At 46.8% G+C, this 12,373-nt stretch carries 9 protein-coding genes; 6 read left to right on the top strand and 3 right to left on the bottom strand.

Going from position 1 to position 12,373, the window contains the following annotated elements; all coding sequences use genetic code 11:
• Window positions 1–5 precede the first annotated feature (5 nt).
• Window positions 6–1,358 (top strand): GntP family permease, encoded by a 1,353-nt coding sequence (locus tag G3570_RS02710; protein ID WP_165138909.1) that lies wholly within the window; start codon window positions 6–8, stop codon window positions 1,356–1,358.
• A gap of 76 nt (window positions 1,359–1,434) precedes the next feature.
• Here the strand turns inward: G3570_RS02710 and G3570_RS02705 are convergent, their stop codons facing one another.
• On the bottom strand, window positions 1,435–2,259 hold the full coding sequence (locus G3570_RS02705; RefSeq protein WP_165138907.1) for a sterol desaturase family protein: 825 nt from the start codon (window positions 2,257–2,259) through the stop codon (window positions 1,435–1,437).
• A 270-nt stretch (window positions 2,260–2,529) separates the two neighbouring features.
• On the opposite strand from G3570_RS02705, the gene G3570_RS02700 reads away from it, so the two are divergent.
• From G3570_RS02700 to G3570_RS02690, 3 genes are all read left to right on the top strand, one after another.
• Window positions 2,530–3,162 carry an ABC transporter ATP-binding protein gene (locus tag G3570_RS02700; RefSeq protein ID WP_165138905.1) on the top strand — a complete coding sequence of 211 codons (633 nt, stop codon included), beginning with the start codon at window positions 2,530–2,532 and terminating at the stop codon, window positions 3,160–3,162.
• 61 nt (window positions 3,163–3,223) lie between these two features.
• Window positions 3,224–4,015, top strand: coding sequence for an ABC transporter permease (locus tag G3570_RS02695; protein WP_165138903.1), 792 nt, complete (start codon window positions 3,224–3,226; stop codon window positions 4,013–4,015).
• 189 nt (window positions 4,016–4,204) lie between these two features.
• Window positions 4,205–4,606, top strand: a complete 402-nt coding sequence (locus G3570_RS02690; protein ID WP_165138901.1) for a hypothetical protein — start codon at window positions 4,205–4,207, stop codon at window positions 4,604–4,606.
• Window positions 4,607–4,684: 78 nt separating this feature from the next.
• Here G3570_RS02690 and G3570_RS02685 read toward each other — a convergent pair whose 3' ends face one another.
• Both G3570_RS02685 and G3570_RS02680 read right to left on the bottom strand, forming a co-directional pair.
• Window positions 4,685–7,177 carry a heavy metal translocating P-type ATPase gene (locus tag G3570_RS02685; protein ID WP_165138899.1) on the bottom strand — a complete coding sequence of 831 codons (2,493 nt, stop codon included), beginning with the start codon at window positions 7,175–7,177 and terminating at the stop codon, window positions 4,685–4,687.
• Window positions 7,178–7,367: 190 nt separating this feature from the next.
• Window positions 7,368–7,952: an AraC family transcriptional regulator gene (locus tag G3570_RS02680; RefSeq protein WP_165138897.1), complete on the bottom strand. Its 585-nt coding sequence runs from the start codon at window positions 7,950–7,952 to the stop codon at window positions 7,368–7,370.
• Window positions 7,953–8,020: 68 nt separating this feature from the next.
• Here G3570_RS02680 and G3570_RS02675 point away from each other — a divergent pair, with 68 nt between their 5' ends.
• The gene (locus G3570_RS02675) at window positions 8,021–8,449 is read left to right on the top strand and encodes a hypothetical protein (protein WP_165138895.1); all 429 of its coding nucleotides are present in this window, start codon (window positions 8,021–8,023) and stop codon (window positions 8,447–8,449) included.
• 130 nt (window positions 8,450–8,579) lie between these two features.
• Complete coding sequence (locus G3570_RS02670; protein WP_165138893.1) at window positions 8,580–12,365, top strand: efflux RND transporter permease subunit; 3,786 nt, start codon at window positions 8,580–8,582, stop codon at window positions 12,363–12,365.
• Window positions 12,366–12,373 lie beyond the last annotated feature (8 nt).

The following is a 12,373-nucleotide window of genomic DNA, read 5'->3' as shown; positions in this document are numbered from 1 at the left end:
CGTCTATGGAAACGCAACTTTTGCTGGCAACTCTTGGGGGAATAGCATTGCTGCTGTTCCTGGTTACCAAATTAAAGATAAACGCGTTTATCTCCCTGCTGATCTCAAGTATTTTTGTCGGGATTGCCTCAGGCATGCCGGCATCCTCAGTCATTGATAGCATTCAAAACGGTATGGGAGGCACGCTTGGCTTTGTAGCCACCGTCGTAGGACTGGGAGCCATATTCGGACAAATTCTGGAACACTCAGGAGGAGCTGAAGCCCTGGCACAGACCCTGCTCAAAAAGTTCGGACGAGAGAATGCTTCCTGGGCACTCATGATTACCGGATTTTTTGTTGCTATTCCTGTTTTCTTTGATGTAGGTTTTATCATCCTGGTGCCGCTGGTCTATGCCTTGGCTCGCGACACCGGCAAATCCCTGCTTTACTATGGCATCCCGCTGCTTACCGGTCTAGCTGTTACCCACAGTTTTATTCCGCCGACACCGGGTCCTATTGCAGTTGCGGAAATAATTGGTGCGGACCTCGGCTGGATCATCCTGTTTGGCTTCATAATCGGAATCCCTGCAGCTATTCTTGCCGGACCGGTATTTGGGCGGTACATCAGCAAAAAAATTCATGTGGGTATTCCAGACTACATGAATGTTGAAGATACTGCCGATGAGGAATCAACTCTCCCGTCATTCGGGCTCATTTGTGCCATAATAAGCATTCCTTTAATTCTGATTCTCAGCAATACCCTTACAGATGCACTGGTGGGTGCGGATGTGCTTGAAGAAGGTCCCTTGACTGGATTTTTCACTTTTGTCGGACATCCCTTCGTTGCCCTTATCATTGCGGTATTAATGGCTCTCTATTGGTTGGGGACTAGGCGCGGTACCGACCGCAGTCAGCTATCTGATTTAAGTATGGAGGCCCTGAAACCGGCCGGTGTAATTATTCTGATTACAGGGGCCGGCGGTGTATTCAAACAGGTGCTGATTGACAGCGGCATCGGTGAAATGATGGCCGACAGTATGGCCGATTTTGGATTACCTGCGATCGTGTTGGCCTACCTGATAGCCTGTGCCGTGCGTATTACCCAAGGTTCGGCGACTGTCTCCATGATCACTGCAGCCGGTATCATGTCACCGATTATCAGCGAGTTTACCTTCTCGGAACCTCATAAGGCACTTATCGCACTTGCCATTGCTTCAGGAGCCACCATCCTGTCGCACGTAAACGACAGCGGCTTCTGGCTGGTCAATCGCTACCTGGGTCTCTCTGAAAAAGAGACTTTGCAGTCATGGACCGTGATGGAAACTATTATTTCAGTGACTGGATTTGTACTAGCGCTGGGCTTGAGCTTTTTCTTTTAACTTGTTTTCCAAATGTGGTTCCCGGGAAGAGCCATTTTAAGCTGAAGTATGGTAATTGACAAGCAGCTAATCATCATTACTTATCCTTTTTTTCTTCCCCCTCCCGAAAAGGCATGGTGAATAAACCTTTAACCTGCTGATCTTCTTCACTGTCAAACTCATCCAGACCCATACTTATAGTCTCTAAGGGATCATGCAGGCGGAAGGTACTATTGATTCGATCCCAAAATGAAAAAAGAGAGGTGTAATTGGAGTCCGTTTCGGGCTGCCAACGTGAGTGGTGCACTTTATGCATGGCCGGGGTCACAATGACAGCACGCAGCATTTTATCCAGCTTTTCTGGTAGGGCGATATTTGCGTGATGAAACTGAACCACCACTACCAGTAGGGTACCATATATCAAAAGCTCCCAAAGGTGCAGCCCGATCAGCATGATAACGGGAATACGCAGTATGGAAGAAAAAATAATTTCCCCGGTATGAAAACGGCTCGCGGTGGTGACATCCATATTCGGATCAGCATGATGTACCCGGTGAAAACGCCAGAAAAATGGCAACTTGTGATTCATCACGTGCCACCAGTACATCCAGGTATCCATCAGCAGAACCGCACCGACAGCATGCGCCCATACCGGCAGATCCAGCCAGTTCAGGATTCCAAAATCATGCGTATTGGCCCAGCTGGCAGCCCATAACCAGGCCACCGCAAAAAATACCGAAGTAATTACCGCATTGGTAATACCCAGCGTCATATTAGCCAGAAGGTGTATCCCTTTCTTTTTTATAGACCCATGAAAGAAGTCAAAAAAAGGATGTATATGCTCAATCAGTAATAACAAGACCAATCCAGTTACCGCCACAATGGATTGCGTCTGTTGAAGTTGTCCGATTAACGCGTCCATATTCTTCGTTTCTGAATTTTGTCAGTCGCTGCTCTTACAGCGACAAGCACTTATTGGTTCCATTCTAAAACCAAATATGCATCAAATATAACTCCTCTGAAAATATACCTATCTACAGGCGACTAAAGGTACGAGACAAAGTTTATTTGTTCACCAAAATGAAATTCATTATCTAATTTTACTTTGTATAACTAAACTGTGGTAGAGATAGGACTTTTATCATACTGTTCCGGTTTCTGAGAAATCAACTTCAACTAATAAGAACCGAGGATGCCTCTCAGCATCATTTCTTTTAAAAATGTCACCTTCACCTATCAGAAGGAGGCCGATACGCAGATACGCTCCTGTTCTTTTGAGTTAAACGAAGGTGATAGGATGGCCATCAAAGGAGAATCAGGTACCGGGAAAACCACCCTATTCCGCCTGATCCACGGTTTTGAGCAGCCGGAGAGCGGCGCTATCTACTATAAAGGGGATGAACTCACCATCCCGGTAATCAAAAATCTGAGAAAAGAATCGGCCTGGCTTCCCCAGGATCTTAACCTGGGCAAGGGTCAGGTACGCGAAGTACTTTCATATCCCTTTGAGTTTTCAGCCAACCACGCGAAGGTGACACAAAGCATAGAATTTGAATCAACATTTAAAGAACTGGGCCTGGAAAAGGAATTGTTGGATAAGGATTTTTCCGACTTATCAACCGGCCAGCGCCAGCGGGCGGGTATTGCGCTGTGTTTATTGCTCGACAAACCCCTGATGATGCTGGATGAGCCGACATCTGCGCTGGACAGAGCCTCGAAACAAAAAGTTGTAGAGCTCTTATTCGATAATTCCGGACGTACGATATTATCTACTTCACATGATCTATTCTGGATTGAACAGTGCAATAAAGTCATTGAATTATAGCCGCAGGTTATCGCAGATTTATTCATATTTATCAGTGAAAATCTGTTGCAAAAAAAGAAATATGGAAATTATCGATCTTAGCTGGTGGCAACTGGGAATCGGATTTATCATCCTTATCATCCCCGCATACATCCTATGGAGATACAAAACCGGTTTGAATAAAAAACTGGGTATTGCCACCCTGCGCATGACGCTGCAGCTGCTGTTTGTAGGGTATTATCTTGAGTACCTTTTTGAACTGGATAATGCGGCAGTAAATACGGCCTGGATTCTGATTATGGTGGGTGTTGCCGATTTTGCCACCATAGATCGCAGTGAACTCAATCGCAAGAAATCTCTTATTATCCCCATTTTTGCAGCCACTTTTTTCGGAATCATTGTCATTGATCTATTCTTTCTGGAACTGGTTATACAGCTGCCGAAGTTTCTATCCGCCCAGTATACCATACCCATAACCGGGATGGTGCTCGGAAACTGCCTTCGCAGCAATGTGATAGGCATCAATGCCTTCTATTACAGTCTCAAGGAGCATCGAGAGCGATATCGATTCTACCTGGCTTGCGGCGCCACCCGAAACGAGGCGGTATTCCCCTTTTTCAGGGAGGCCTTGAAAAAATCAGCTAATCCCACCCTCGCAAGCATGGCCACTATCGGACTCGTCTCATTACCGGGCATGATGACAGGTCAGATATTAAGTGGCAGCTCTCCTCTTATTGCCATCAAGTACCAGATTATGATTATGCTGGCCATTTTCTCAGGAACCGTATTGTCGGTATATCTTGGAATCAAATTATCAAACAGGAGTGTATTTCATGAAAATGATGTGCTGGATGAGTCTATTCTGAAAAGTTAAGTTGCCGCAGATATACACTGATTTTTACAAATACCAACTAAATATGATATTTGTGTTCGATTTCTTATCTCTGTTCCTATCAGGTAGATTAAAAACAGGGTTTTAAATGAGCTGACTATTTCCTATCTATATATGAAGAAGCAAGAGTGAAAGTATTATGCCATATTCAACAATAAAGGGGGATTAGCCATGTGGAAATATCTATGGGCCGGATTCAAAGGAGCTCTGCTGCTGATTGGAGTTATGTATGCCATGGAATACTACGGTTATGCCGGTGATCCGGGTTACCTGGCGGTTTATTATACCGTAACCGTAGAAGTAAACGTCATTTTTGATCATGTAATGGCCGGCTTTCTGTTTGCATTAAGTGGCGGACTTTGGGGTGTGCTTTTCGTCTTTGTTTCTAATCCCAACGCCTGGAAAGGCATGCTCTATGGACTACTGCCCTCTCTGTGGCTCTGGCTCGTGGTGATTCCCTATACCGGAGGAGAGATTTTCGGAGGTTTTGAACAGCGGGCAATCATTCAACCTCTTGTATTCAATTGCCTCATATGGGGTGCTTATGTAGGCAACAACGTCAGCAAGAGCTAGATGATAGGGATTGAAGGATCCTGTGTACCACTCTGTGTCTCCTCTGTTAACTCTGTGTCATAACCGTCCAGCTAAAATCTAGATACGCTTCTTTCGCAGCCGTCGAGAATTGGTCACAACATTCACCGAGCTGAAGGCCATGGCTGCTTCAGCAAGCAGCGGGTGCAACATGCCCAAAATAGCCAGTGGAATCATTACCACATTGTAGAAGAAGGCCCAGAACAGGTTTTGTTTGATCTTAGTGAAGGTGGCCCGGCTTAGCCGCACTGATTTGACTACCGCACTCAGATCTCCTTTCACCAGTACGATATCCCCGGATTCAATAGCTACATCCGTACCGGTACCGATAGCGATTCCGACCTGGGCCTGCGTCAATGCCGGCGCATCATTGATGCCGTCACCGACCATTGCTACAATCTTACCTTCGCTTTGTAGCTGTTTTATTTTGTCTGATTTCTGATCAGGCATCACTTCCGCCAATACTTCCTCAATGCCTACTTCTTTGGCAATGGCTTCAGCCGTACGTTTGTTATCACCGGTCAACATGACCGGATTAAGTCCGAATTTCTTGAGCTCTGCAATTGCATCTCTGCTGTCTTCCTTGATCCGATCGGCAACAGCGATGATACCGATGACCTTGTAATCCAGGGCAACCAGCATGGCGGTTTTTGCCTCATTTTCCAGAGCGGTCATCTTCTCTTCAACCATGCCATTCACAATGGCTCCTTCCTGAATCATGAGCTTCTTACTTCCCACCAGGACAGACTTCCCATCAAGAACAGCTTTGACACCTTTACCGGTGACCGCTTCAAAATCATCGGCATCCTTCCAGCTGAATTCTTTTTCCCGTGCCTCCTGTACGATAGATTCTCCCAGAGGATGTTCCGAACCGCTCTCCGCGGCTGCCGCAATCTTTAGTAGTTCCGATTCTTTAGTGTCGTTGAATGTGATCACATCCGTGACCCCCGGCTTACCCTCGGTGATGGTTCCGGTTTTATCCAGTACTATGGTGTCCACATCTTTCATGATCTGAATGGCCTCTCCTTTACGGATTAGCACCCCGTTTTCGGCCCCCATCCCGGAGCCTACCATTAGAGCCGTTGGCGTGGCCAGCCCAAGTGCGCAGGGACAGGCGATAACCAGCACTGCTATTGCAGCATAAAAAGCGAGGGCTACCTGACCCATACCGGGATTAATCCACGGCAGGTAGGCGGATGCCCATAGTGCTATTTCACCGAAAAAGGATGGAAATATCAGCCACAATGCCAGTGTAAGAAGTGCGATTCCCAGTACTACCGGCACGAAAACAGCCGTAATTCGATCGGCAAATTCTTGTATGGGTACCTTAGTTCCCTGAGCTTCTTCAACCATTTTAATCACCTGGTTCAGAAAAGTATCCTTACCAACCTTGGTGGCTCTCACCTTGAGAACCCCGTTTTTATTCAGGGTAGCACCGATCACTTCATCCCCTTCTGACTTATCTACAGGCATGGATTCACCCGTGGCAATGGATTCATCCACACTACTTTTTCCTTGTATCACTTCTCCATCTGTGGGTATTTTTTCACCGGGTCTGACAACCATGATATCCCCCGGCTTCAGATCTTGCACCGGCACTTTTACTTCCTCACCGTCACGTTCAACGGTGGCCTCTTTGGCTTCCAGCGTCATCAATTTCTGTATGGCTTCCGAGGCCCTGCCCTTCGCTTTCGTTTCGATATACCGACCTGTCAGGTGGAATGCCATGATCATACCGGCGATACCTGCAAAGCTGTGAAAATCGGGCGCCAGTCCAAACTGGTGCAGCAAAGCTACAAGACCTGTTGATAGTGCTGCCAGGGTACCCATAGCAATGAGCACATCCATATTCGGAGTCAGGTTCTTAGCGGATTTCAATGCGCTTTTAATGGTCTCCCAACCCGGGGCAAAAATTACCACTCCGGAAAGGGCGATCATCCCAATTTCATACCCGAGTTCTCCCAAAAAGGTATATCCCCAAATCATTTCGGGGATCATCCAAAGAATTATGGGGATCGTTAACACCCAGGACCACCACATGCGCGAGTAGGCTTTATCCAGTTTCTCCTGCTCACGCTGTTTCTTGGTCTCGGCTATTGTCTGGCCGGTTTCGCTCTCCTCTTTGATCAGGCTGTAGCCGGCACGTTCTACCGCCTTTGCAAAATTATCCGTGCTGAGGTCGCCGGAATAGGTCACCTTAGCCGATTCACTTGCCAGATTTACGTTCACTTCCGTTACCCCATCAAGGTTCTTAAGTGACTGCTCTACTGAGTTGACGCATCCGGCACAATGCATACCGTCAATCTTCAGCATGCGAGATTCGGTCTGCGCATCCGCAACAGCATAGCCGGCATCTTCAATCGCTTGCCTGAACTCCTCTACGCCGGTCTTATTGTCATCATAGGAAACTGTAGCCGTTTCGGTTGCAAGGTTCACCGATGCCTCTTCCACACCTTCAACCCTGGACAGCGATTTTTCCACTGCGGACACGCAACTGGCGCAGTGCATGCCCTCTATGTTTAATGTTTTCTTGGTAAGTTGATCCGTTGCCATAACTGGTTCATTTAACTAATTCTAAAATGTCAGAAAGACACATATTTCACATGTATCATTATTTATGCGTAAGGATAAGCCTAGGGGATTAAAAAACCGTTATAAAATTCTTGGCGTTTCTTACAAAATTTTAGATCGCCTGACGAGTACCTAACTCTTACCTCTCAATAGTTTCGGTAAGTTCCGGGCTTCACTTTTCAATGCCATCCAGGGGTTTACGAAATGACTCCCTCGCTTTTTTATAATCGGTAACCGACATCCCCGTTATTTGTTTAAACTGTGCAGAAAGATGGGCGACGCTGCTATAATTTAGTTTCCAGGCTATTTCACTAAGCGTTAGTTCACCGTAAGAAAGCAACTCCTTTACGCGCTCAATTTTAAGATGAATCACATATTTTTCAATAGTGATATTTTCATTTTCGGAGAATGCGGAGCTTAAAGAAGAGTAATTTTGGTTCAACTCTTCGGAAAGATATTCGGAGAGTTTAGGCAGCTGCTCCGACTCCTCCAGTTGTTGCACGTATTCGATAAGTCGCGTTTTAATCTGCTCCACCAGCTGTTGATTCTTGTTTTGTATCAGTTCAAAACCATACTCCTTCAACTCATTATCGATTTTTTCATAAGGAATGGTTTCTTCAGCTTCAATTTCCACCCTGCCCAATTCAACGTCAATAACTGATAAACCTATGCTCTCAAGGGTATCCCGTACTACCATGACACACCTGTCACAGACCATATTCCTGATATGAAGCTCTTCTTTTTTCTTTTCAGCCATAGCGGTTTGAAATTAATCTGTTTTGCAATGAATGAAATTTTTGTAGCTTTAACAACGTTTTCAAAGCCATGATTATAAAATCTACTACATATCGCTTCTTTTCAGCACTCATGCTGATGTTGTTTATGGGCAGTATCGTGTTGCCTAGCGGACTCTCTGCGGCTACGCTGTTCTGTGATATGCCTATGGTTGAAATGCACAATAGCGTAGAACACTGTTGTGATATTGACCAACCAGAAGACACGGCACATCACAGGGATAACACTGAAGATGACTGTCATAGCGAAAAAGTCTGCCTTCACATTCTTTCCCCGGATCAGACAGAAGTAGAAGCTGTAGTAATCCAGCAGGCCAAGGAGCTCACTGTCATTGCAAGTACCTCCGATATATTAATCGATGCTAACAGTGGTGGAAGTACACCTTATCAATCACTGTCACACACAATTCCCGATTCCTCCCCTCCCCTCTTTTTGCTAAACAGCACCTTTCTAAATTAGTCGTTAGTCAACATTTAGCCTCAACCCTTCCCGAGGTAATTAAATACGCATTACCCATTACGTAATACGTATTTCACGATCCATATTTTGACGTTCTCACGACTCATTACTCATGACTCACGACTAAATCATGCTTAACAAAACCATTCGTTTCTTTCTCGAAAACAAGCTCATTGCGGTCCTCCTGTTGCTGACAATGGTAGGCTGGGGTGTAGCCGTAGCACCATTTAACTGGGATATCAACCTGCTTCCGAAGGATCCGGTAGCTGTGGATGCCATCCCTAACCTGGGACAAAACCAGCAAATCGTGTACACGCGCTGGAGCGGACGCTCTCCACAGGATGTGGAAGACCAGATTACCTATCCCCTCACCACCCAACTGCTCACCGTGCCCGGTGTTAAAACGGTTCGTAGCACCTCCATCATCGGCATGTCCAGCATCTATGTGATTTTCGAAGAGGATGTGGATTTCTACTGGAGCCGATCACGTATTTTGGAAAAATTGAATTCTCTTCCTTCAGGCACACTCCCCAGTGGGGTACAACCGGCCCTGGGTCCCGATGCCACAGGACTCGGGCAGATATTCTGGTACACCCTGGAGGGAAGAGATAGAGACGGGAACCCTGCGGGCGGCTGGGACCTGCAAGAACTCCGAAGTATACAGGACTTTTATGTGGGTTATGGCCTCTCTTCAGCAGAAGGAGTTTCAGAAGTGGCCCCAATCGGAGGGTTTATCAGTGAGTACCAGGTGGATGTTGATCCGGAGGCCATGCAGGAGTATGGCATATCGTTGACTGAGGTCTTCAATGCGGTTCGAAACAGTAATGCTGAAGTAGGCGCCCGAACCATTGAGATGAATAATGTAGAATACCTGGTAAGAGGACTTGGGTATATCAAGAATCTCGATGATCTTGAGCAGGCGGTAGTAAAAGTGGTAGATAATACCCCAGTTCGCATCAGTAATGTTGCAAAAGTAAGCCGGGGTCCGGCTTTGAGAAGGGGTGCGCTGGACAAAGCCGGTGCGGAGGCGGTAGGTGCGGTGGTCGTTGCCAGGGAGGGCGCCAATCCAATGGAGGTCATTGAAAATGTAAAAGGTAAGATTACCGAAATATCAGCCGGTCTCCCTTCCAAGACCCTGGATGACGGTACGGTTTCTAAAGTTACGATTGTTCCCTTCTACGATCGAGGTGAATTGATACAGGAGACGCTGGGTACTTTGGAAGAGGCCCTCACCCTTGAGACACTGATTACCATTATCGTGATTGTGGTCATGGTACTTAACCTGCGAACCTCCTTCCTCATATCGGGGATGTTACCTGTAGCCATACTTATGACCTTTATAGCCATGAAACTGGCAGGAGTGGATGCCAATATTGTCTCTCTTTCAGGGATCGCTATCGCAATCGGTACCATTGTGGATATGGGTATTGTATTGTCGGAAAATATGCTGCAGCATATGCAGCGTGCCGATGAAGACGAGTCACTGCTCGAAGTCATCTACCGGGCCACGACCGAAGTGGCTCATGCCATTATCACGGCAATAACAACAACTATTGTCAGTTTTCTACCCGTATTTACTATGGTGGCAGCCGAAGGGAAACTGTTCAAACCGCTGGCTTTCACCAAGACCTTTGCACTCGTTGCTTCTATTATCATTGTAATTACGCTCATTCCGCCATTTGCGCACTGGTTTTTCTCTATCAATATCAGGAAGCGTATTTATAAACTGATCTGGAACAGCCTGCTGATCGTAGGAGGACTGGTTGTTGCCATCGCTTACATACCATGGGCAGGACTGGTCCTCATAGGGTTCGGTTTACTCAATGGAGCAGCACTTTATAGCAGCGAAACATACCGTAAATGGTTACCGACACTGAATATGGTGCTCATTGTCCTTGCCGTCACCTGGCTGTTAACACGAACCTGGCTGCCGCTTGGGCCGGGAGTTTCCTTCTTTGGCAACTTTATTGTGGTAGTCCTGTTACTCACGGTCATCATGGGCAGTTTTTGGCTGGTTATCTATTATTACGAACCCATTCTGGACTGGTGTTTGCGGAAAAAAGCACTCTTTCTGTCCATACCTGCTTCACTTTCTGTACTGGCAATTGTAATCTGGCTCGGTTTTTCAACCGTCTTTGGCTTCCTGGCAAGCGGTTTCGATACTATCGGTGTCAATATTAGAACTACCACTCCCTGGCAAGCAGCACAGGCTGCCTTCCCGGGATTGGGTGAAGAGTTTATGCCTCCACTGGATGAAGGCTCTTTCCTGTTGATGCCTACCACCATGCCTCATGCCGGTATTGAAGAGACCATGGACGTGATGCAAAAAATTGACATGCGGGTGTCATCCATACCCGAAATTAAGAGTGTGGTGGGCAAAATGGGACGAACCGAATCGGCCCTCGATCCGGCTCCTATCTCCATGTATGAAAACCTTATCACCTACAAGACCGAATATAAAACCGATGAAAGTGGGCACCGTGTACGTTTCCAAACGGATTCAGAGGGTAACTTTGTAAGAGATGAAAACGGTGAACTGATACCCGACGACGGCGGTAAGTATTTTAGACAGTGGCGGGATGAAATCAATTCCCCGGATGATATCTGGAATGAAATTGTTAAAGCGGCCGATATACCCGGTACAACTTCAGCTCCAAAACTACAGCCCATACAGACCCGACAGATCATGCTGCAATCCGGTATGAGAGCTCCAATGGGTATTAAGGTCAAAGGTCCGGACCTGGAGACCATTGAAAACTTTGGTCTCCGTCTCGAGGAGCTGCTGCAGCAGGTACCGGGAATTAAACCTTCTTCGGTATTCGCCGACCGTATTGTCGGTAAACCTTACCTGGAAATTGATGTAGACCGTAACCGGATTGCGCGTTACGGCATATCCATGCAGCAGATGCAGAACTTCATCGAGGTTGCTCTGGGCGGTGTTACACTCACCAATACGGTGGAAGGGCGAGAACGCTACCCTGTTCGTGTGCGCTACGCCCGCGAGCAGCGCGATGATCCGGAAAAGATTAGAAGGATGTTGGTTCCGACGGGTATGGGTACCCAGATCCCGTTGGCCCAACTGGCCGAAATTAGATACCGTCAAGGTCCCCAGGCCATCAAAAGCGAGGATACCTTTTTAATAGGATATGTAATCTTTGACCGCACAGATGGTATCGCTGAAGTCGAAGCCGTGCGTAATGCCCAAAACTTTTTACAGGAAAAGATTGACGCAGGTGAACTGGCAGTTCCCGCAGGCATCAGCTATGAATTTGCGGGAAGTTATGAGAACCAGGTCCGTGCTGCCGAGAGACTAGCGATCATCTTACCGATTGCTCTTCTGCTCATATTCCTAATCATCTACTTCCAATTCAAATCAGTACCCACTACCAGCATGATTTTTAGCAGCATTTTCGTAGCCTGGGCAGGCGGTTTTATTCTCGTATGGTTATACGGTCAGCCTTGGTTTATGGACTTCAGCCTTTTTGAGACCAATATGAGAGAACTCTTTCAGATGGGTACAGTGAACCTGAGTATTGCCGTCTGGGTCGGATTCATCGCCCTGTTTGGAATTGCCGCAGAAGGAGGTGTTGTTATGGCCACTTATCTCGACCAGGTATTTGACCGTGACAAACCGGGTTCCCTACAGGAAATTACAACCGCTGTTAAAGAAGCAGCAGGACGTAGAATCAGACCTACCATGATGACGACAGCTACCACTATTCTGGCCCTGATACCGGTTCTTACTTCTACAGGTCGCGGTGCCGATATTATGGTACCGATGGCTATTCCAAGTGTAGGCGGCATGTTCCTGCAAATAATCACCCTATTCGTGGTACCGGTACTCTATGCTTCCTGGAAAGAGTGGCAGCTCAAACGCAACACCGCTGCAACCGATACAACGAACTTCAACGCCTAGAAAAAACA

The sequence above is a fragment of the Halalkalibaculum roseum genome (genome assembly GCF_011059145.1).
GTDB lineage: Bacteria > Bacteroidota > Rhodothermia > Balneolales > Balneolaceae > Halalkalibaculum > Halalkalibaculum roseum.
Note: the sequence above shows the minus strand (reverse complement) of the source record. Positions and strands in the feature narration are given on the sequence as shown.

What these genes read in the sequence shown, in the direction of transcription:
- G3570_RS02710 (WP_165138909.1), top strand. Translation starts at nt 6, where the DNA reads ATGGAAACGCAACTTTTGCTGGCAACTCTTGGGGGAATAGCATTGCTG.
- G3570_RS02705 (WP_165138907.1), bottom strand. Translation starts at nt 2,259, where the DNA reads ATGGACGCGTTAATCGGACAACTTCAACAGACGCAATCCATTGTGGCG.
- G3570_RS02700 (WP_165138905.1), top strand. Translation starts at nt 2,530, where the DNA reads ATGCCTCTCAGCATCATTTCTTTTAAAAATGTCACCTTCACCTATCAG.
- G3570_RS02695 (WP_165138903.1), top strand. Translation starts at nt 3,224, where the DNA reads ATGGAAATTATCGATCTTAGCTGGTGGCAACTGGGAATCGGATTTATC.
- G3570_RS02690 (WP_165138901.1), top strand. Translation starts at nt 4,205, where the DNA reads ATGTGGAAATATCTATGGGCCGGATTCAAAGGAGCTCTGCTGCTGATT.
- G3570_RS02685 (WP_165138899.1), bottom strand. Translation starts at nt 7,177, where the DNA reads ATGGCAACGGATCAACTTACCAAGAAAACATTAAACATAGAGGGCATG.
- G3570_RS02680 (WP_165138897.1), bottom strand. Translation starts at nt 7,952, where the DNA reads ATGGCTGAAAAGAAAAAAGAAGAGCTTCATATCAGGAATATGGTCTGT.
- G3570_RS02675 (WP_165138895.1), top strand. Translation starts at nt 8,021, where the DNA reads ATGATTATAAAATCTACTACATATCGCTTCTTTTCAGCACTCATGCTG.
- G3570_RS02670 (WP_165138893.1), top strand. Translation starts at nt 8,580, where the DNA reads ATGCTTAACAAAACCATTCGTTTCTTTCTCGAAAACAAGCTCATTGCG.